The organism is Cycloclasticus sp. P1 (genome assembly GCF_000299965.1).
Lineage (GTDB): Bacteria > Pseudomonadota > Gammaproteobacteria > Methylococcales > Cycloclasticaceae > Cycloclasticus > Cycloclasticus pugetii.
This window is the reverse complement of record NC_018697.1, coordinates 1,139,438-1,160,080: the sequence shown is the minus strand read 5'-3', so window position 1 is coordinate 1,160,080 and position 20,643 is coordinate 1,139,438. Positions and strand designations below refer to the sequence as shown.

General features: G+C 40.3%; 16 protein-coding genes. 1 reads left to right on the top strand and 15 read right to left on the bottom strand.

Annotation, left to right across the window (positions count from 1 at the left end; genetic code table 11):
• Positions 1-207 precede the first annotated feature (207 nt).
• The 3 genes from Q91_RS05535 to acnB all read right to left on the bottom strand — a co-directional run bounded on the left by Q91_RS05535 (position 208) and on the right by acnB (position 8,278).
• Positions 208-1,881, bottom strand: a complete 1,674-nt coding sequence (locus tag Q91_RS05535) for an EAL domain-containing protein (RefSeq protein WP_041230503.1) — start codon at positions 1,879-1,881, stop codon at positions 208-210.
• Complete coding sequence (locus Q91_RS05530; protein ID WP_015005903.1) at positions 1,868-5,290, bottom strand: PAS domain S-box protein; 3,423 nt, start codon at positions 5,288-5,290, stop codon at positions 1,868-1,870. The genes Q91_RS05535 and Q91_RS05530 overlap by 14 nt, the downstream gene beginning before the upstream one ends.
• A 390-nt stretch (positions 5,291-5,680) precedes the next feature.
• Positions 5,681-8,278, bottom strand: a complete 2,598-nt coding sequence (gene acnB, locus Q91_RS05525) for a bifunctional aconitate hydratase 2/2-methylisocitrate dehydratase (RefSeq protein ID WP_015005902.1) — start codon at positions 8,276-8,278, stop codon at positions 5,681-5,683.
• A gap of 155 nt (positions 8,279-8,433) precedes the next feature.
• Here acnB and Q91_RS05520 point away from each other — a divergent pair, with 155 nt between their 5' ends.
• Positions 8,434-9,201: an NRDE family protein gene (locus tag Q91_RS05520; RefSeq protein WP_015005901.1), complete on the top strand. Its 768-nt coding sequence runs from the start codon at positions 8,434-8,436 to the stop codon at positions 9,199-9,201.
• 230 nt (positions 9,202-9,431) lie between these two features.
• Here the strand turns inward: Q91_RS05520 and Q91_RS05515 are convergent, their stop codons facing one another.
• The 12 genes from Q91_RS05515 to pdxJ form a co-directional block, all read right to left on the bottom strand.
• Positions 9,432-10,151, bottom strand: coding sequence for a YebC/PmpR family DNA-binding transcriptional regulator (locus Q91_RS05515; protein ID WP_015005900.1), 720 nt, complete (start codon positions 10,149-10,151; stop codon positions 9,432-9,434).
• 209 nt (positions 10,152-10,360) lie between these two features.
• The gene (locus Q91_RS05510; protein ID WP_015005899.1) at positions 10,361-11,551 is read right to left on the bottom strand and encodes an O-succinylhomoserine sulfhydrylase; all 1,191 of its coding nucleotides are present in this window, start codon (positions 11,549-11,551) and stop codon (positions 10,361-10,363) included.
• Between the two features lie 17 nt (positions 11,552-11,568).
• Positions 11,569-13,077, bottom strand: a complete 1,509-nt coding sequence (gene purF / locus Q91_RS05505) for an amidophosphoribosyltransferase (protein WP_015005898.1) — start codon at positions 13,075-13,077, stop codon at positions 11,569-11,571.
• Positions 13,078-13,099: 22 nt separating this feature from the next.
• On the bottom strand, positions 13,100-13,606 hold the full coding sequence (locus Q91_RS05500; protein ID WP_015005897.1) for a CvpA family protein: 507 nt from the start codon (positions 13,604-13,606) through the stop codon (positions 13,100-13,102).
• Between the two features lie 8 nt (positions 13,607-13,614).
• A complete protein-coding gene (locus Q91_RS05495; RefSeq protein WP_015005896.1) occupies positions 13,615-14,139 on the bottom strand; it encodes an SPOR domain-containing protein in 525 nt (174 codons plus the stop codon).
• 40 nt (positions 14,140-14,179) lie between these two features.
• On the bottom strand, positions 14,180-15,454 hold the full coding sequence (folC, locus tag Q91_RS05490) for a bifunctional tetrahydrofolate synthase/dihydrofolate synthase (RefSeq protein ID WP_015005895.1): 1,275 nt from the start codon (positions 15,452-15,454) through the stop codon (positions 14,180-14,182).
• Between the two features lie 12 nt (positions 15,455-15,466).
• On the bottom strand, positions 15,467-16,390 hold the full coding sequence (accD, locus tag Q91_RS05485) for an acetyl-CoA carboxylase, carboxyltransferase subunit beta (RefSeq protein ID WP_015005894.1): 924 nt from the start codon (positions 16,388-16,390) through the stop codon (positions 15,467-15,469).
• A gap of 20 nt (positions 16,391-16,410) precedes the next feature.
• Complete coding sequence (gene trpA, locus Q91_RS05480; RefSeq protein ID WP_015005893.1) at positions 16,411-17,223, bottom strand: tryptophan synthase subunit alpha; 813 nt, start codon at positions 17,221-17,223, stop codon at positions 16,411-16,413.
• The gene (gene trpB, locus Q91_RS05475; RefSeq protein WP_015005892.1) at positions 17,220-18,431 is read right to left on the bottom strand and encodes a tryptophan synthase subunit beta; all 1,212 of its coding nucleotides are present in this window, start codon (positions 18,429-18,431) and stop codon (positions 17,220-17,222) included. The genes trpA and trpB overlap by 4 nt, the downstream gene beginning before the upstream one ends.
• 7 nt (positions 18,432-18,438) lie before the next feature.
• A complete protein-coding gene (locus Q91_RS05470) occupies positions 18,439-19,068 on the bottom strand; it encodes a phosphoribosylanthranilate isomerase (RefSeq protein ID WP_015005891.1) in 630 nt (209 codons plus the stop codon).
• Positions 19,069-19,076: 8 nt separating this feature from the next.
• A complete protein-coding gene (gene truA, locus Q91_RS05465; RefSeq protein WP_015005890.1) occupies positions 19,077-19,886 on the bottom strand; it encodes a tRNA pseudouridine(38-40) synthase TruA in 810 nt (269 codons plus the stop codon).
• 10 nt (positions 19,887-19,896) lie between these two features.
• Positions 19,897-20,637 (bottom strand): pyridoxine 5'-phosphate synthase, encoded by a 741-nt coding sequence (gene pdxJ, locus Q91_RS05460; protein ID WP_015005889.1) that lies wholly within the window; start codon positions 20,635-20,637, stop codon positions 19,897-19,899.
• Positions 20,638-20,643 lie beyond the last annotated feature (6 nt).

The following is a 20,643-nucleotide window of genomic DNA, read 5'->3' as shown; positions in this document are numbered from 1 at the left end:
TGTTTTAACAGCGCCTTTTTATCTAACAAACCAGCCGATTGGTCCATTTTTCAAAAACGCTCCTTCGTACAAATTTCTGCTAACCTCAAACCTTTTAAAGGCGCTTATTATTTACATTTTTCGTTAAACCTTATAGAGACTTTCTTTCAGTTTAATATCATTATGTTCGAATTGTTTTTGCTATCAAGCCGCTAAACATGGTTCACGCTAACTCTTGATATTAAACTCTGTCGTTAACCAATCACAACACGCTTTTAATGACATTGGTTTTGCGCGGTAGAAGCCTTGCGCAATGTCACAGCCTAGCTCCTTTAGTTTATTCCATATCTCCTCTGTTTCAACACCTTCAGCAACCGTTTCCACTTTTAATTCTTTAGCAAGGTAAATGCAAACTTTGACGATAGACATTGCTTCGTCATCGTCTAACATTTTCATCACAAAGCTACGGTCAATTTTCAGCTCTGTAAAGGGTGCTTGGTAAAGTTGCACAAGTGATGAGTGACCTGTACCAAAATCATCAATTGATAAGGCAAAGCCTTTCATTCGGAGTCTATTCATAATATCTAGCGAGTCAGAAATAGATGTTAAAACTGCTGATTCTGTTAACTCAAAAGTAATGGCTCCTGTTGGGATACCAACATTAGCTAGCCTCGTACTTAATTGCTCTGGTAAAGATAAATCCAATAAATCTTGTGCAGAAATGTTAATTGAAATGTTTGGTTCAATACTTTTTTCACAAAATAAGCCGTAATCAGTGATGACCAAATCTATCACTTCATTGGTAATACTTGAAATCAGATTATTTTGTTCTGCTAGACCTATAAATTGATCCGGAAATATCATGCCACGCTCGGGGTGTTGCAAACGAACTAATGCTTCAAAACCAACTACTTTCCCTGACCTTAATTCAATCTGTGGCTGATAAAAAATAACCAAATAGTGAGACTCAATTGCGTGCTGTAAATCTGCCAGAGTAAATAATGATGTGCTAGATGTTGAGATTAATGGAGAAAGGTCAGTTTTATCAAGCATGATCTTCTTATGGGTATATATTTGCTTTATTTCATCAATAAAACTATATGGCTCCAGTGGTTTTGTTAATGTTCTAGCAACGACCACTTTTTTTGCATCAGCAAATTGTCTAGCGGAATGTAGCACTTTCTCATCAAATCCACTAATCAGTACATAACTTGGCACGCTTCCCTTTGCATGAAGGTGCCTCATCACTTCGATACCATCCATTTCTGGCATATTTAAATCAAGCACCACGATATCATCACTACTAACAGGCTGATTGATAAACTCAACTGCCGATGTAAAACCTTTTGCAGAAAACCCAGCTACCTCAATCAATTCTTTAAGCATTTCAACTTGTTGCGGCTCATCATCTACCACATAAATAATAATTTCCTCTGGTAGCGTAAGAAACCCATCTACATTTAGAGCGTCTTCAATTTCTCGTTCATGCTCCTTGCTAAACCGCTTAATATGTTGATTCGTTTTATTTAGATACTCTATAAAACAGTCTTTTAGATACACAATGAACCCTGCAATGTCCCCATTTTCTTTAACGGTATTTTTGAATTTCTGGTGTAATTCTTGACTTATCATTTGGTGAAGAGCGACTTCACTATCAGCAAACGGGTAACTCAATGACTGCATAATAGCTTCTTTACGCGTAAAATATGATTCTCCATATAGGAGAAGGCCCATTGCTAATTTATTTAGCAGCGCCCTCTCACCCCCATTCTCGGCTATCACATGAGCTTCATAAAATAACTGAAATAAGCGTTTGTGATATTTATCAATAGCATCTATCCCTACACTCATCTCTGGAGCCCAATGCCATAGCTCATAACTTTTAACTTCAATCATCATCATTACCATAGATCAACGTTGAAACTCGCCTTAGCAATTCACCTGTACGATACGGTTTATACATCATGTTGTTCTGCAAACTTTTATCTTTCATTGCTGAGTGACGATTACTGCTAAAGCCCGTAGCCAATTGAACTTTAATACTCGGATAATTTTCTTTGATATGCTTCGCAAGCTGATAACCATCCATTTGAGGCATAATGACATCACTTAAAACCAAGTCAAATTTCGTTGTTGCTAACATCTCTATAGCCTCGTTACCATTTCTTGCTAGCAACACTTGATAGCCAGCCAACGTTAAAATTTCTAGAGCTAGCTTTCGTAAAGCAGGTTCGTCATCGACGACTAAAATTGCTTGCCCTTCACCTTGACGATATGGTTTTACTTCAATAGGGCCAGTATCATTCCTTTCCTCACCACGATACAGAGGGAAATATAAGGTAAACTCACTGCCTAGGCCTTTTTCTGAATATACTTTTATCGTACCGCCAGATCGCCCTGCAAAACCATATACTTGGCTTAAACCAAGCCCTGTTCCATCAATACCTTTCGTCGTAAAGAATGGGTCAAAGATGAAATCTACAATGTCTTTATCTATTCCGCAGCCATTATCTTTAACCGATAATGTTATATAATCATTTTCAGTTAATCCAAGCATCTCTGCCTCTATCTGAGAAAGGTGCACGGCACCTGTACTAACAGTTAGTTGCCCTCCATCTGGCATGGCATGTTTAGCATTGATCACTAAATTCAGCAACGTGTCTTCAAGTTCACTTTTATCAATCCATATAAGCCCTAGTGAGTCACACAGTTGGTAATGAACTGTGATCATTGCTGTTAGTGACTTGTTAATTAGATCTTTTTGATCATCCACTAGACTATTAACATCAACCGCTTCGGCTTCGGCTTCAGCCTCTGTGCTCTTTTGCTTAGAAAAAGCAAGCATCCGCTTAGTCAACTGTCTTGCTCGTTCCCCTGCCTGGCTTATATTTCCAATGTATTTTTGCAAACCTTTAACATTGGAAAATTTCATTTCCATGAGACTGGTATAACCTAAAATAACCCCCAACATATTATTGTAATCGTGCGCTATACCACCCACCAGTTTGCCTAAAGCATCCATTTTCTGTGCCCGTTGAATCTGAGCTTGCTGAGACTTTATTTCAGTTAAGTCTTGGCATGAACAGGCAAATCGGTGTTGTCCATTAGCTGAAACTGGCAACTCTGCAAGGGTAAGGCGCATAGGGAATGTGGTGTTTTTTTTGTATACACCAACAGCTTCGCGAGAACCAGCTAAAAGACACATGGCGTTTGCTTGACTATAACCCTCAGGCTGACCTTCATCTTTTTCACGTACTAATATCGATATATTTTGACCAATTGCTTCTACGCTACTTACACCAAATAAATGCTCGGCAGCGCGGTTAAAGGACTGTATGACCCCCGTCTCACTAAGCGTAATAATGCCGTCCCTGAGTGTGTCCAGAATATCGCGTTGCTCTTGTTCACTTTTCATCAATGCTTGTTGCGAAGCATGTTCCTGTGTTATATCTCGAACCAGCGAGACTGCACCAATCACCTGACCTGACTCATTAATCAGCGGGTTGTTATACCACTCACATAAGATGATCTTGCCTTCTTTTGTAACATTCTCATTTCTACTGTTTTTACCACCCGTATTCGTCATCAAGCCCTGCCATATTTTATCGACATCTATCACTGCACTTTCTGGTAATATCATGTCGGAAAAGTTACGCCCTTCGACTTCTTTGAGTGTGTAACCAAACATTAACTCTGCCGCTTTATTCCAATTAACAACCTCAAAATCGATGCTCCATTCTATAGCTGCCAATGGCGTTTGTTCGCGATATAGCTGTAGGTGCTGCATTGATGCGCGCATCTCAGTTTCCAGGTGCTTACGTACACTGACATCAACACCTTCAGCTACTAACTGAGTAACTTTATTGTTCTCATCGCGTATAGGGTGAAAGCCTATCTGAAGAGCCAGTACACCGTTATTAGTCATTATCTCAATATCGCGTAGCGTCTTTCGCCCATTAAAGGCTTCGATACAATCACTCTGAATAGTCTTTTGGAGAGCTGAGTTATAAGTAAACCAGTCATTCATCCAAAATTCTTTCCCAATAACATCCTCTGCTTTAAGACTGAGAGATTCTAGCGGCGTATTATTGATAAAAGTAACTCTAAAATCAGTATCTAGGACAGCGACCATCGTCTGCATATCATTAAATGCTTTTTCAACTTGCTGTTGAGCTTGAAGCGCTGCTTGGCGTAACTCATACTGCTCAGTTACATCATTAAACACTAACACCATGCCCAAAATATTATTATTTACATCACGAATAGCTGCTGCTGAGTCTGCAATTTGATATTCATCACCTTCTTTTGATATTAAGGTCGTATGGTTACTCAAATAAACCGTCTCACCGGTTTCGAGTACCTTTTCCACAGGGTTTGGTATTGGCTCTTTTGTAGACGCATTGATAATAGGAAAAATTGTTTTGACTGTCTGCCCTTGCGCTTCTTCTATTGACCAGCCAGTTAACGTTTCTGCAACATGGTTCATTCGAGTCACATGTCCCTGTTCATCAGTAGTAATAACCGCATCTCCAATACTACTCAATGTCACCTCTAAGTCTTGTTCTCGTTGCTTTAAAAGGTTTTCATAGTAATCACGAGAATTGAAAGCTTCTTTTAACGAGTACTTAAGTGTTTGAATATCTAGGGCGTCTGATTGCTTAAATGAAAAGTCGATACTTCCCCCAGGTTGATAATTCTGTAACGTAGTGGAAATTTGTTCAATTGGACGAACTACATAGCGAGTAGCGAGCCATGCTAGCAATGTAAATAGCATAGATAACACCATACCGAAGAAGAGTGTTTTTTTACTAGCCGTATTAACAGCTACCTGAATTTTCGTTTGGTTTAATCCAAGGTGCATTTGCCCCGAAAGGCTGGGAGTTAGTGCAACAGCATATTCATAAATAAGCCCCCGATTTTCAATATTATATTGAGCAACGAGATTAATTGGTCTCGAACCATTCAGTGTTGATGGGTACTTAGCAATCTGTTTATTTAAAAATTTAGGGAAGTCTGTATCATATGAATGGGCAAAAAGATGACCCTCCCTATCTATAACATACAAATACTCAATCGAGTTATTCTTGTAGTTTTGAGCAACCTGCAGCATTTGTGTTAATTGCTCCTTATCACCATTAATCACATCATCGGCAACCACACTCGCCATGGTGCGAACTAACGTTTCAGCAAATATTCTGTGTGTGTGTGTTTGCTGTTGGAGGACCTCATGTCTTACAGCATATAAATTAAGTACAGTTATTGTTAAGCCAAGGCTAAAAACAATAATGGATAAACGGGTACTTAGTCTCATTAAGAACGCTCCAAGTTAATAAAATCGAAAATATTCCTTTTTTCTAAATCAACATAGTCCTTATCTACTATTCATATGGAGTTTCACTTTTACCAAAATAATAATATTTATTGGTATATTGCCCGAAACTTGAAACTAAGTAAAACAGCGGGAATTTATATATAACTGTATCATTAAATTATTGATAAACAACTTTATTCAGTTCATTCACCCATCTATGACTGGGGTACATTAAATAATAAGTTGATTTGAATATCCCCAGAGCCTTTCATACTGCAAAATTCACGCATCATTTTTTTAGATGAATTTAAAATCATTTGAAAAAACAATATCACAAAAAAAGGCGCTGTTAAAACAGCGCCTTTTTTCTTACCTAACTATCTAGCAATATCAAGCTTTAGCAGCAATCTTCACTGTATCCGCTGATTTTTGATACTCTTCAATTTGATCAAAGTTTAAGTATCGGTATGTTTCATCCGCCATGGTATCAATTTTATTGGCGTATTCCATATACTCTTCTTTAGTTGGAATCTTACCTAATATTGCCCCCACTGCTGCCAGTTCTGCCGACGCTAAGTAGACAAAAGCACCATTTCCTAAACGATTAGGGAAGTTACGTGTAGAGGTTGAAATAACTGTAGACTTCTCTGCAACACGTGCTTGGTTCCCCATGCAAAGCGAACACCCTGGCATTTCAGTACGTGCACCTGATGTTCCATAAATATTGTAATAACCTTCTGCTGTCAATTGCGCCTCATCCATTTTAGTTGGAGGTGCAATCCACAAACGAGTTGGGGTTACACCGCCATACTCTTGCAATAAGTTACCCGCTGCTCGGAAATGACCAATATTTGTCATACAAGAACCGATAAAAACTTCATCAATCTTTGTACCAGCAACATCTGATAATGTTTTGACATCATCAGGGTCATTAGGGCATGCAAGAATAGGCTCGTGAATATCGCTCATGTTAATTTCAATGATTTCTGCATATTCAGCATCGGCATCGGCTTCCATTAGTTCTGGATTAGCCAGCCATTCTTCCATTGAAGTAATACGACGTTCAATCGTTCTAACATCACCATAACCTTCAGCAATCATCCATTTCAACATGGTGATATTTGAATTCAGATATTCAATGATAGGTTCTTTGTTTAACTTAATAGTACAGCCGGCCGCTGAACGCTCCGCAGAAGCATCCGATAGTTCAAATGCTTGCTCAACTTTCAAATCAGGTAAGCCTTCAATTTCAAGAATACGACCAGAGAAAGCATTAATTTTGCCTTCTTTCGCTACCGTTAGTAAACCTTTGTCGATAGCCGCTAAAGGAATAGCATTGACCATATCACGTAGCGTAATACCTGGTTGCATTTCACCAGTAAAGCGCACCAAAACAGACTCTGGCATATCCAATGGCATAACACCTGTTGCTGCAGCAAAGGCTACTAGACCAGAACCAGCAGGGAATGAAATACCTAATGGGAAACGTGTATGAGAGTCACCACCTGTACCCACAGTATCTGGAAGCAACATACGGTTTAACCATGAATGGATAATTCCATCGCCCGGACGTAACGGCACGCCACCACGATTCATAATAAAGTCTGGCAAGGTGTGGTGAGTTGTAACATCAACTGGCTTAGGGTAAGCCGCAGTATGACAGAAAGATTGCATCACTAGGTCTGCTGAGAAACCTAAGCAAGCCAAATCTTTCAATTCGTCACGAGTCATCGGGCCTGTTGTATCTTGTGAACCAACAGTGGTCATATGTGGTTCGCAGTAAACGCCAGCTCTAATCCCTTTTACGCCACAGGCTTTACCAACCATTTTTTGCGCTAAGGTGAAGCCTTTACCACTATCTTCGTGAGCTTCTGGAGTTCTAAATATCTCTGATGCTTCCAAGCCAAGTGATTTACGTGCGCGTAATGTTAAACCACGTCCAATAATTAAAGGAATACGGCCACCAGCCTGAACTTCATCAAGAATCACGTTTGATTTTAATTTGAATTCAGCCAACACTTCATCGGTGCCACTTTTAGTGACTTTTCCTTCATATGGATAAATATCAATAACATCATTCATGTGTAATTTAGACACATCCATTTCAATCGGTAATGCGCCTGAATCTTCCATTGTGTTAAAGAAAATTGGCGCAATTTTGCCACCAATACAAACACCACCCGCACGTTTATTAGGGATGTAAGGAATATCATCACCCATAAACCACAACACTGAGTTAGTAGCAGATTTACGAGAGGAGCCTGTGCCGACAACATCACCTACATAGGCGAGAGGAATACCGTCTTTTTCCATTTCGTCAATTTGAGCGATTGGTCCTCTTTCACCTGGGACATCTGGTTGAATGCCTTCACGTGGCATTTTAAGCATCGCAAGCGCGTGTAAAGGAATATCAGGACGAGACCATGCATCAGGGGCTGGTGATAAGTCATCAGTATTAGTTTCACCAGTGACTTCAAATACTTTAACGGTTAACTTTTCGGCAAGCGGTTTTTTATTGGTAAACCATTCGGCATCTGCCCATGATTGAATCACACGTTTAGCAGCAGCATTGCCAGCCTCTGCCTTTTCTTGAACATCATGAAAAGCATCAAACACTAGTAGAATCTGAGATAGCTGATCTGCAGCTGTTTCGGCAAGTTCTGCGTCATCAAGAAGTTCAACCAATGGCATAATATTGTAGCCACCTAACATGGTGCCTAACAACTCAGTGGCTCTAACTCGGTCGATTAATGGAGAAGAGGCTTCGCCTTTTGCGATAGCGGCTAAAAAACCTGCTTTTACATAAGCAGCTTCATCTACTCCTGCTGGTACGCGATTAATGATCAAATCAAGCAAGAACTCTTCTTCTCCTGCTGGCGGCGCTTTTAATAACTCAACAAGGCCAGCAACTTGCTCGGCATCCAGTGGCTTTGGAACAATACCCAAAGCAGCTCGTTCATTTACATGGTTACGATATTCTTCTAACACAGATCACTCCTAGGTTTAAAATTTGGGGCTTTAAGCAAGCAATACTTACCAATCAGGGTGAATATTTTAGCATTTAGCACTCAAAATTGACAGGTTTAGCGATAAGGTGTTTTATATACACATGCGGTTATTTAAAACAAATATCACAATTCTCAATGTGCCTAATCATTTTTAAATACCAACCAAACGACCTCTATAAATTAGTGCTGGTTGCTAACCGTGACGAATATTATCAGCGTGCAACACAAGCCGCTGGTTATTGGCCAGATCAACCGCATATTTTCGGTGGCATAGACCATGTTGCTGGCGGTAGTTGGTTAAGTACCGATACCTCAGGCCGACTAGCAGCACTAACTAATGTGCGGAAACCTCCCTTTATAGAAAATACAAAACTATCCCGCGGCCATTTAGTGCGTGATTTCTTATCTCAACAATCCACAGCTCCAGACTTCATAGAAAAACTAAAAAAACGGCGTGCTGATTACGGGTTATTCAATTTATTATTAATGGATCACACTGGCTTGTGGTATTACTCTAATGACTCGTTACATGTTCAACAAGTACCTGCTGGTATTCATGGGCTTTGTAATGCCTCCTTAAATACCCCGTGGCCAAAATTATCTACCGCTACAGCGGCCGTAGAAAAATCGTTAGCAAGCAACAAAATCGACCCATTTGAGTTATTAAGTACGATGCAGTCGCAAACCCAAGCTAATGACCAAGATTTACCTAACACCGGGATTAGCCTCGAATTTGAGCGTTTCTTATCACCTATTTTTATTCAAGGGAAAGATTACGGTACACGGTGCACCACATTACTAACTGTTGATGAACTAAGTGTTAAGTTTCTAGAAATAAGTTATGACTCGAGTGGAGAAATAACAGGTGATGTAAAAGAAGAAATTGAGCTAATAACTAGATAAACTAAAACTTTTTTATCAACCAACATAAACATGACAGCCGACTAATCAAGCACTAAACGATACGCGTAACCAACTTGGTACACAGCATTTAAATTTTGGGTTTTAATGCGGTCTTCATTAATTAGGCAGTTATTTTTGAGTGCTCAAATTGCTCATCCAAGCACCCTTCTGACCACCTCAATTGAGAACAATTTGCTGCATTCCCTTACTTAATAACTAGGCCGTCCTTTCTAGTTGAACTCAACGTTGTGATACACCTGTTGCACATCATCTAAATCATCCAACATGGCAAGAAACTTTTCAAACAGTTCTACATCATCGCCTGTCATAGTAGTAAATGCCTGTGGAATAAACTGAATTTCATCTACTTCAAAATCAATTTCTCCTAGCTTATCAAGCAATGCTTGTTTTGCCTTAAAGTAGTCGGTAGGTAACGCAAAAACGGAAATTTTACCATTTTCATTTTCAATATCTGTTACGTCTACGTCTGCATCCATTAGTATCTCTAAAACCGCTTCTTCATTATCGTGTTTAAACACTAGAATGGCAGAATGATCAAACATATGGCTTACGCTACCTTGCGTGCCAATTTTACATTTTGTTTTAGTAAACGCTTGGCGAACATCACCAAATGTACGATTTGGGTTATCAGTTAGACAATCAATAATAGCCATACTTCCACCAGGCCCATACCCTTCATAACGTGCGGGAGAATAATCTTCGCCACCACCGCCTTTTGCTTTATCAATTGCCTTTTCAATAACATGAGCAGGCACTTGGTCTTTTTTCGCGCGGTCAATTAAGCTACGAAGTGCCAAATTACCTTCAGGGTCAACACCACCTGACTTTGCGCTAACATAAATCTCACGCCCATAACGGCTATAAACCTTCGCTTTCATATCAGACGTTTTAGCCATAGACTCTTTGCGGTTTTGGTAGGCTCTACCCATGCGATTGATACTCCGAATTAATTTATTTACTGTTTATTTTAAAGCTAAGCGCAATACATGTGAATGTTGAAAGTGCGCTTACGTCGATTAATATCAACCGATCATTAGAATGTCTTGGTTAGTCTGCTTGCATTAAGACAACTTTTTTGTGATTTAAAGAAACCGATAAACTTCAACGTCTTTGGTTTTTTAGATGCCAATAGAAAACATTAAAAGGATGACAGACCTCGATTTAAATCTGCTGTTATATCGTCAGCATTTTCTAAGCCAACGCCTAAGCGTATTAAGGCGTCTGTTATACCAGCTTTGTTACGCTCATCTTCGGTTAGACGTCCATGAGTTGTGGTCGATGGGTGAGTAATCATGCTTTTTACATCACCTAGGTTAGCGGTTATCGAAATCATCTGCGTCATATCAATAACTTTCCAAGCATTGTTTTTACCGCCCTTTACTTCAAAGCTAACAATGCCACCAAAACCGCTTTGTTGCTGCTTAGCAAGCTCATGTTGTGGATGATTAGCTAAGCCAGTGTAATAGACTTTTTCAACATTCGATTGCTGTTCTAACCATCTCGCAACAATCAGTGCATTGGAACAATGTTTTTCCATCCGTAACGATAGAGTCTCTAAGCCTTTATGAAATACCCATGCATTAAATGGGCTCATCGTATGACCTGCGGTACGTAAAATTGGATAAATTTTTTCTTCTATCAGTGCGTTATTGCCAACAACAGCACCACCAATACAGCGACCTTGACCATCTATATATTTAGTCGCCGAGTGAACAACCAAATCAGCGCCTAAGCTCAGTGGTTTTTGCAAGGCCGGCGTACAATAAACATTATCAACGATAAGCAACGCACCATTGGCATGTGCTAATTCGGCTAGTGCTTTTATATCTGCTACATTGCCAAGAGGGTTAGATGGTGTTTCTAAAAAAAGAAACCTTGTATTTGGCTTTATTGCTGACGCCCATGCGTTGATATCATCGAGATCTACAAAGGTGGTCTCTACGGCAAATTTTTGCATGATATTTTTAAACATCAATGCAGTATTTCCAAAAACGCTACGCGAACAAATGACGTGATCACCGGCGCTTAACAAGCCTAAACAAACAACATTAATCGCCGCCATGCCTGACGATGTTGCCATTGCACGTTCGGCGCCTTCCATTACAGCAAGGCGATTTTCGAAAGCTCTAACTGTAGGGTTTGTAAAACGCGAATAAATATTACCCGCAGCTTTTCCTGAAAATCTCTCAAAGGCCTCTTGTGCGCTACCAAAAACATAACTCGACGTTGGAAAAATTGCATCACTATGTTCATTTTCTGGCGTTCTGTGCTGACCTGCTCTAACACCCTGCGTTTCAATGGAGTAATCTTGCCAATCAATATCTGACATATATGCGCCTTTTATAATTAGTGAGAGTTATGCAGTTCAATCACTGTAGGATCCAAATCGTTGATCGCTTTTTGATCATCTGATCGACTTAACCCTTGCTCTCTAAGGTATTCATCGCTAACCGTTCCGGTAACATAATTTTGATTAAAGCAAGCCGCATCAAAATCAACAATTTCTGGGTTACGTTTTCTAACCGACTCAAATAAATCATCGAGCTCTTGATAGATCAACCAATCAGCGCCTATGGCTTGTTGTACTTCGTCCGTTGTTCTATCGTGCGCAACTAATTCTTCAACAGCCGGCATATCAATACCATAGACATTTGGGTAGCGAACGGCTGGGGCAGCCGATGCAAAATAAACTTTTTTAGCCCCGGCTTCACGCGCTAATTTAATAATTTGACCTGAAGTTGTCCCCCTAACGATGGAATCATCGACCAATAAAACGTTTTTACCTCTAAACTCTAGATCAATGGCATTAAGTTTGCGTCTAACCGATTTTTTACGTTCTAGTTGCCCCGGCATAATAAACGTGCGGCCAATATAGCGATTCTTAATAAACCCTTCTCTATATTTGACATCTAGCATATTAGCAAGCTGTAAAGCAGAGGTTCGACTAGTATCTGGGATAGGGATTACCACGTCGATATCATGATCAGGACGAGTTCTCATGATTTTTTCGGCTAATTTCTCACCCATTCTTAGACGTGACTTATACACCGAAACATTGTCCATAATTGAGTCTGGACGAGCTAAATATACGTACTCAAATATACAAGGTGTTAAACGAGGGTTTTCTGCACACTGTTTGGTGTGTATTACCCCGCCTTTTTTAATAAAAACAGCTTCACCCGGTGCAATATCTCTAATTAATTTAAAATCTTGAGCATCCATGGCAACTGATTCCGAAGCAATCATATAATCGCTACCCTCATCAGTTTCACGCACACCATAACAAATGGGTCTAATGCCATTAGGGTCACGAAACCCAACAACGCCAAAACCTGTAATCATTGCTACGACTGCATAGGCTCCTTCACAACGTTTATGTAGGGCTTCTACCGCTTTAAAAACGTCATTTTCATTAAGTTTTAATTTGCCTAAAGATTGCAGCTCATGGGCTAATACATTTAATAAAATTTCCGAGTCCGAATTAGTATTGATATGGCGCTGATCTTCGATAAACAGTTCTTTTTTCAGCGCAGCGGCATTTGTTAAATTACCATTGTGCGCCAAGGTAATGCCAAAAGGTGAATTGACATAAAATGGCTGAGCCTCTGCAGAACTTGAGCAGCCTGCTGTTGGGTAACGAACATGAGCAATACCCATATTTCCTTTCAGTTCTAGCATATGACTGGTTCTAAAAACATCTCGAACTAAGCCGTTTGCTTTACGAAGATGCAGCTGACTGCCTTCACAAGTGACAATACCAGCGGCATCTTGACCGCGGTGCTGCAAAACAGTTAACGCTTCATATAACTCTTGATTAACGTTGTGATGAGCAACGATACCCGCAATTCCACACATTTTGATTCAACCTTTTAAAAACTTAATATGAAAAGTACTCACTAACACCATCGGGAATTTGTTCTCTTAACCAAAGAGATAATTCCTGAAAAGGCCCAATAAGCATTGACTCTACCCACCAAGGATCTTGAGGTAAAGGTGTTAAACCTGCCAATAAAACTAACACGGCCATAACGACCACGCCACGTGCTATACCAAAAAGCAGGCCAGCAAATCGATCGGTACCCGTTAACCCTGTTTTATCAACTATTTGACTGATTAAATAGGACAACATAGCGCCTAATATCAGTGTTAATAACAATAAAATAATAAACGCCGCAGCGATTCTGACGGAGGGAACCTCAATATAATCGGTTAGGTAAAATGAGAATGGTTGGCTAAACCTAATACCAACTATAATCGCAACCACCCATGTACCTAACGAAAAGGCTTCTTTTACTAGACCTCTAAATAAACCAATGAGTGCCGAAATGAAGATAATGCCAAGGATGACATAATCTACCCAAATCATATTATTTAAAACATTCACCGACAAACCTATGGATATTGGATAACGATGGTATTTGAAAGCTTCTGTTCTTTTTGAAGCTTTACACTAATAGCTTCTGCCTTCTCTTTGTCTAATTCCGGCCCAACTCTTACGCGGAAAATATCACCAGTTTTAACAGATGACGGTTCAACGAATGCTGTAAAACCAGCACTTTTAAGTTTACTTGCTAGGCTGTTTGCATTTTTTGAGTCTGAAAAGCTACCAACTTGAACAACCCATGCAGAAATACCTTCAACCGTTTTAACCTCTGGTGGGCTGGGGATAGTTGGCGGGACTTGTTCAGAAATTTTGACACCGGATTCTTTAGAGATTGAAACCTTAGCCACTATTTCTTCTTTTTGTTCGGGCAATGTCTGAATGTTCGGCGTTGGCTCGCTCGGTTCAGTAGGAATATCTATTGTAATAATATCTGTATCCGCTGGCTTTTGACCGATGAGCATTGGTAAAAAAATAACAGCCAAAGAAATAACAATAGTGGCACCAATTAAACGCTGTTTTAAAGGTTGTTCCATATAAATTTAAGAGACTATTATTAGGGAGTATTTGAGCGCATTATAACGCTTCTAAACACGCTTCTACCACATAAAAAGAACCAAAACATATAACTAAATCATCTTGCTTTGCAGCAAGTTTCGCATTTTTCAATGCCTGCTGTATTGATGAATATTTAAAGCATTGTTGTGAATTATCATCGACCAAGCTTTTATATAAATCAGCCACTGATAACGCTCTGGGAGCCTGTAATGGTGCAATATGCCAATTATCAATTAGCCCAATAAAAGGTTTAAGCACTTCATTTAACTGTTTGTCCGCCAGTACAGAAAAGACGGCATGGAGTTGCCCATTAGTCTTTTTACTTTTAAGAAAGTCCGATAACACCTGAGCTGATTCAGCATTATGTGCAACGTCTAAAAAAATATCAGGCGCTGAACTAACCTGTTGCAACCTACCTTTTAATGAGGTGTGTCGAAGGCCAATGTCAATATTATTTTTACTAACTGGTTTAATGTGCTGTATGTTTGCTAATAGGCTAACCACGGCAGCAGCATTTTTTATTTGGTGATAACCTTGTAAAACTGGCATTGGGTAATGCCCTGCAAACACATGATTCGCCACTAGAGACCAGTCGTTAGCGTTTTTATTAACATCAAAGTCTTTACCTGCTAACGATAATTGGGTGCCTAGTTTTTTTGCATAATCAATTAAGCTGTTAGGCACCGTCGAATCGCCACAAACAGCGATCTGGTTGGCTCTGAAAACACCTGCTTTTTCTAACGCAATTTGATTACGGTCATCACCTAACCAATCAATATGATCAATAGAGATACTCGTAATAAGTGCGGCATCAGCATCGACGATATTAACTGCATCAAGTCGCCCGCCCAAACCAACCTCGAGAATTTGAATATCCACTTTATAATGATCAAATACGTCTATGGCTGCCAGCGTGCCAAATTCAAAATAACTTAAGCTGGTTTCTTTTCGTGCGAGGTCTATTTTATAAAAAGATGAGGCTAGTGAGGAATCAAGCACGGGCGTGCCATTAATTCTAACCCGTTCATTATAGTGTTTAAGGTGCGGTGTACTATAAACGCCTACACTGTAGCCAGCGGCAATAAAAATTGCTTCTAGCATAGCAACACAAGAGCCTTTACCATTGGTGCCCGCCACCGTGATGGTATAAATAGACCGTGAATGTGTTGGCTTTAATGCTTTGTATACGCTTGCTACACGCTCCAGACCAAGATCAATATTTTTAACATGACACTGTTCCTGCCAAGCCAGCCACTCGTCAATAGAAGATAACGCTGATAAACCAGATTGCACGCTAACTATTGATTATTGATCGTCGTCCAGTTCGTCATCGGGCACTACTTCAGCCACGGGCACATCGAGTGCTTTCAAGTTGTCATGGCCCGCATGCAATAAGGAAAGAATATCTGTGATCGTTTGACGTAGATCTCTGCGGTCAACAATCATATCTATTGCACCATGCTCTAATAAAAACTCACTGCGTTGAAAGCCCTCTGGTAGTTTTTCGCTAACCGTTTGCTCTATCACTCGCTGTCCTGCAAAGCCTACTAATGCATTGGGTTCTGCAATATGTACATCTCCTAGCATTGCTAAACTAGCCGACACACCACCCATAGTTGGGTCTGTTAAAACGGATATGAAGGGGATTTTTTTGTCAGCCAATTGTGCTAAGGCGGCACTGGTTTTAGCCATTTGGAATAAAGAAAACAAGGACTCTTGCATTCTCGCTCCACCACTTGCTGAAAAGCATACCAATGGAATATTGGATTCGATGGATTGATTCACAGCCCGCATAAAGCGCTCACCGACTACTGAACCCATAGACCCACCCATAAATGAAAAATCAAAGGCTGCTGCAACAAGCTCCATATCAAGAACGCTGCCTTTCATCACGATAAGTGCATCAGTTTCCCCTGTAGCTTTGACGGCAGAGGCATGGCGGTCTTTATATTTTTTACTGTCTTTAAACTTTAATGGGTCAAGCGATCTGACGTTCCCACCAATTTCTACACGGCCAGCTTCGTCTAAGAAAGACTCTAGGCGTGCTCGACCACTTAGACGCTGATGGTGATCACATTTTGGGCATACATGTAAATTACTTTCCAAGTCCGTTTTATATAAAACGCTATGGCAACTATCACATTTACACCATAAACCTTCAGGCACAGAGCCTTTTTTCTTACCACTTAATTGGATGCCAGACGGTATTAATTTTTCAAACCAGCTCATAAATCACCTAACCTTTATAATTATTTTGTGACAGCGTCCATCGCCGTTCGCATTTCACTTAATAAACCAGAAATGGCTTGTTGCCCTTTCGATTGATTCTCAGAGTGATCGGTAATGCAGTTAATCAACGCACTCCCCACCACGACAGCATCACCTATTTTAGCAATATTCGCGGCGATATCGGCATTTTTAACACCAAAACCAATGGCTATAGGCAATGATGTGTATTGTTTGATATTTTGTATTTTTGTTTTAATGTCGTCTAGTTGAAGGTGCCCCGCACCGGTTACGCCTTTCAAAGACACATAATAAATATAACCTTGCGCAACAGCTGACACCTTTTTGATACGACTCTCATTACTGGTTGGTGATAAGAGGAATATAGGCGCTAAACCATGCTGTTTAAACGCTGCTATTAAATCGGAGCTTTCTTCAGGAGGAATATCAACAGTTAACACGCCGTCAACACCAGCTTTCGCAGCAGTACTGGCAAAGGTTTCATAACCCATAAATTCAATCGGATTTAAATAGCCCATTAAAATAACCGGTGTTACTTGATCAGTTTCTCGAAATGCCCGAACAATCTCTATAACCCCTTTTAAAGACATTCCTTTTGCCAACGCCCTTTCACTGGCTTGTTGAATAACAGGGCCATCGGCCATCGGGTCAGAAAAAGGAACGCCTAGTTCAATAATGCTGGCTCCAGCTTTAACCATGTTATGCATGCAAGATAGAGTAAAATCAGCATCTGGATCACCCGCAGTAATAAAGGGAATTAAAGCTTTTTGCTTGGCACCTTCGAGTCCTTTAAAGCACTTGTCTAAACGACTCATAGTTCAATACCTTCAAGTTTCGCAATAGTAAATATATCTTTGTCTCCTCGACCCGATAGGCACACTAAAATGGTTTCATCTTTGTTCATTTTTTTCGCTAGTTTGGTCGCATAAGCAACTGCATGGCTAGATTCCAGCGCAGGAATAATACCTTCTACTCGGGTTAATTGATGAAAAGCCGCTAACGCCTCATCATCTTTAATACTGACATATTCGGCACGCCCTATATCCTTTAACCAGGAATGCTCTGGCCCTACTCCAGGGTAATCAAGACCAGCAGAAATAGAATGCGTTTCAATAATTTCACCGTTGTCATCGGCCATCAAATACGTTCTGTTCCCATGCAGCACACCTGGTTTACCTGCACATAAAGGCGCTGAGTGCTGCCCTGTTTCAACACCTAAACCAGCCGCTTCTACGCCATAAATAGAGACTGATTGATCTTTTATAAATGGGTGAAAAAGCCCGATGGCATTAGAACCACCACCAACACAGGCCACTAGCGCATTGGGTAAGTGGCCCGTTTTAGCAATCATTTGCTCACGAGATTCACGCCCAATAACCGTTTGAAAGTCTCTGACCATTGCAGGATAAGGGTGCGGCCCGGCTACTGTGCCGATAATATAATACGTATCATCTATATTGGTTACCCAGTCCCTAAGCGCTTCGTTTAGAGCATCTTTAAGCGTTTGTGATCCAGAAGTAACTGGCACCACTTTGGCACCTAGCAATTTCATACGATATACATTAGGTGATTGACGCTGAATGTCTTCAGCGCCCATGTAAACAACACACTCAAGGCCTAGCCGTGCAGCTACAGTTGCCGTCGCAACACCATGTTGACCAGCACCAGTTTCTGCAATTATTCGTGTTTTACCCATGCGTTTAGCTAATAACGCTTGGCCAATTGTATTGTTTATTTTATGCGCGCCGGTGTGGTTTAAATCTTCTCGTTTAAGATAAATTTGCGCACCACCATTTTCTTCACTTAAGCGTTTTGCATGATAGATAGGAGATGGACGGCCGACATAGTCATGCAAATCAGCATCCAATTCTGCAAGAAAATCGGGGTCTTGCATAAATTTAGCATATGCCTCATTCAACTCTTCAATCGATTCCATTAGTGTTTCACCAACAAACAGCCCCCCGTAAGGGCCAAAGTGACCACGTTCATCAGGTAAGTCATAATGTGTTACAGCTGCTTGCATTTTTTTGTCACTCGTTGGCACGTTTAACCTCTTGCATAAATTGTTTTATTAATTGGTGGTCTTTGACCCCTTTGCTTTTTTCAACCCCACTACTAACATCTACGGCAAATACGTTAGTATTCTGTATGGCTTTAGAGACATTACTCGGATTAAGCCCACCGGCTAATACGATAGGTAATTTACATTTTTTTGGTATTAGATCCCAATCGAATGTTTGTCCAGTACCACCGTATTGGCTGCTGTCAAAAGCGTCAAGCAATAACCCAGATGCTGAGTGATAAGTATCAGCTACCTCATCTAAATTTATGCTGTTACGCATTCTAATCGCTTTTAAATAGGGCTTGTTAAAAGATGAGCAGAATACTTCATCTTCATCACCATGAAATTGAAGAAGGTCAACCGGAAGTTTGCTTAAGACGTGATTAACATAATCATAATCTGGATTAACAAAAAGCGCTACCTTATTGATAAATGGCGATATATTAGAAAATAGAATTTCAGCTTTTTGTATTTCTATACTTCTTGGACTTTTATCATAAAAGACAAAACCTAACGCATCTGCACCATTTTCTATCGCTGCATAGGCATCATCAGGCCGAGTAATTCCACAAATTTTCACACGTGTTCTAAATGGCATTTTTTTACTTAGCTCTGTTTTTTTTCAATGGCATCACTAAAAGGCGAAAACGCCTCAAGATTATCTAAACCGAACGCTTCAGGGTAGTACACGCCTTTAAAATACAAACCATTAGGCAAAGCAGTTACGCCTGCCTGTCGACGATCTTTAGCCTTCAGTGCGTGATGTACGAATTCGGGAGGTCGCTCCCCTGTCCCAACAGGTAATAAGGTGCCAACTATATTTCGCACCATATGATGTAAAAAAGCATTGGCGATGATATCGATGATGATTTTATCATCGATACGTTTAATAACAATCGAATGAATATGTTTAACCGGAGATTTTGCTTGGCAAGCTTGTGCACGAAATGAAGTAAAATCATGAGTACCCAATAAATAATTAGCCCCTTTCTGCATTAAGTTTTCATCTAAGGGGTTAAAAATAGTGGTGACATGATGTCGACTTAAGGCAGATTTTACCCAACGATTTAAAATCTCGTACCGGTAGTAACGCGCAGCCGCTGAAAAACGAGCATGAAAATCTTCCGTAACCGGTTTAATCCACACAACACGAATATCGTCGGGTAAATTAGCATTTGTACCAAATACCCATTGATGTAATTCTCGTTGCTTACTGGTTTCAAAGTGTACAACTTGCTCTAAAGCATGCACGCCAGCATCGGTCCGCCCTGCACAAACAACAGATACAGGACTCGATGCTAGCACAGACAAGGCAGACTCTAGTTTCTCTTGAACCGTCTGAGGAGTGTTTTTTTGCCGTTGCCAACCATGGTAGCAACTTCCATCATACTCAACCCCAACAGCAAATTTCATCATTTAATAAAGCCTAGTTAACACGTGCGTTATGCATCAATGTTTTCATATCACGTACGGCTAACTCAAGTCCCGTTATTAGCGCCCTTGAAATAATTGAGTGACCAATATTAAGCTCTACAATTTCTGGAATTTTAGCAATGGGTTCTACATTATGATAATGCAAACCATGGCCCGCATTAACTTGCAAACCCAAACTATCGGCATAATTAGCAGCCGTTACAATTCTGTTATATTCTGCTTCTTGCTCGGATAATGATTTTGCATCTGCGTAGCAACCGGTATGCAATTCAAGCATCGAGGCACCCGCTTCTTTTACAGCGTCTATTTGTTCTTTATCTGGGTCGATAAAAGGGGAGATCAAAATGCCAGCTGATGATAGTGATAAACAAGCTTGTCTTAATCGCTCAAAGTTCCCAGAAACATCTAAGCCACCCTCCGTAGTTAATTCTTCACGTTTTTCAGGCACCAAACAACAAGACGCTGGCTTTGTTCTACAAGCAATATCAATCATCTCATCGGTAATAGCCAGCTCTAAATTTAATCGCGTGTGTATATTGGACGCGATGTCGTATACATCTTGATCTCTAATATGGCGGCGATCCTCTCGTAAATGAATAGTGATGCCATCGGCGCCAGCTCGCTCAGCGATAAAGGCGGCATCAAGTGGGGACGGGTAGTCTGTGCCTCGTGCATTTCTTAATGTGGCAACGTGGTCAATATTAACACCTAAAAAGAGAGAATTTTTATGCATAGTTAT

What these genes read in the sequence shown, in the direction of transcription:
- Q91_RS05535 (WP_041230503.1), bottom strand. Translation starts at nt 1,881, where the DNA reads ATGATGATGATTGAAGTTAAAAGTTATGAGCTATGGCATTGGGCTCCA.
- Q91_RS05530 (WP_015005903.1), bottom strand. Translation starts at nt 5,290, where the DNA reads ATGAGACTAAGTACCCGTTTATCCATTATTGTTTTTAGCCTTGGCTTA.
- Q91_RS05520 (WP_015005901.1), top strand. Translation starts at nt 8,434, where the DNA reads ATGTGCCTAATCATTTTTAAATACCAACCAAACGACCTCTATAAATTA.
- Q91_RS05515 (WP_015005900.1), bottom strand. Translation starts at nt 10,151, where the DNA reads ATGGGTAGAGCCTACCAAAACCGCAAAGAGTCTATGGCTAAAACGTCT.
- Q91_RS05510 (WP_015005899.1), bottom strand. Translation starts at nt 11,551, where the DNA reads ATGTCAGATATTGATTGGCAAGATTACTCCATTGAAACGCAGGGTGTT.
- purF (WP_015005898.1), bottom strand. Translation starts at nt 13,077, where the DNA reads ATGTGTGGAATTGCGGGTATCGTTGCTCATCACAACGTTAATCAAGAG.
- Q91_RS05495 (WP_015005896.1), bottom strand. Translation starts at nt 14,139, where the DNA reads ATGGAACAACCTTTAAAACAGCGTTTAATTGGTGCCACTATTGTTATT.
- accD (WP_015005894.1), bottom strand. Translation starts at nt 16,390, where the DNA reads ATGAGCTGGTTTGAAAAATTAATACCGTCTGGCATCCAATTAAGTGGT.
- trpA (WP_015005893.1), bottom strand. Translation starts at nt 17,223, where the DNA reads ATGAGTCGTTTAGACAAGTGCTTTAAAGGACTCGAAGGTGCCAAGCAA.
- trpB (WP_015005892.1), bottom strand. Translation starts at nt 18,431, where the DNA reads ATGCAAGCAGCTGTAACACATTATGACTTACCTGATGAACGTGGTCAC.
- Q91_RS05470 (WP_015005891.1), bottom strand. Translation starts at nt 19,068, where the DNA reads ATGCCATTTAGAACACGTGTGAAAATTTGTGGAATTACTCGGCCTGAT.
- truA (WP_015005890.1), bottom strand. Translation starts at nt 19,886, where the DNA reads ATGATGAAATTTGCTGTTGGGGTTGAGTATGATGGAAGTTGCTACCAT.
- pdxJ (WP_015005889.1), bottom strand. Translation starts at nt 20,637, where the DNA reads ATGCATAAAAATTCTCTCTTTTTAGGTGTTAATATTGACCACGTTGCC.